General features: G+C 57.0%; 1 protein-coding gene. It reads right to left on the reverse strand.

Translation table 11 applies throughout. The annotated features are described in order from the left end of the window. A partial coding sequence (locus J7438_RS27315; protein ID WP_209279149.1) for a hypothetical protein occupies nt 1-540 on the reverse strand: 540 nt, incomplete at both ends.

Genomic DNA, 540 nt, shown 5'->3' on the forward strand with positions numbered 1-540 from the left:
CCTGCACAAACTGGTTAAACTGGTCCGGTGTCCCATTGAGATGCTGAAAGCCTTTACCGGTTTGCTGTTGCCAGGTGGTCAGGGTCAGCAGTAACAGGGCATCCTTACCCCACCCGGCAGTCCCTTCTACCACCATGGCAACTCTTCCCGGTTCCCTGAGTTGCAGAAATTGCCAGCAGGTTTTTATGTACTCTCTGGTGGCCGGAGTATCGATGACCAGTGGCGTCGATTGCTTTTTGTTCACCTGTGCCAACTGTCCGAAAAACTGTGTGAAGGCCCGCTGGTGCTGCTCCAGTAATGAACGGTCCACCTTACCGGAACTGTGCCGGTAATCCCTGAGCGCTTGCCATTCGGGGCGTTGGTCCGGATCGATCCGCCCACCCAGACTTTGCCCGCACGCCTCGTCAGCCAGAGCCAACACCTGGGCCTGGCTGGTGGGACAGGGTGCATCCGCCGTGATCAGCCGGAACCGGGCCATGATGTCTTTCAGGTCCCTTGGCGTCAGCTCATAGTCTGTGGATACCTGTTTTCTGTACTCTG

The organism is Thalassotalea sp. G20_0, from assembly GCF_017744175.1.
In the GTDB taxonomy this organism is placed as follows: domain Bacteria; phylum Pseudomonadota; class Gammaproteobacteria; order Pseudomonadales; family Endozoicomonadaceae; genus Endozoicomonas.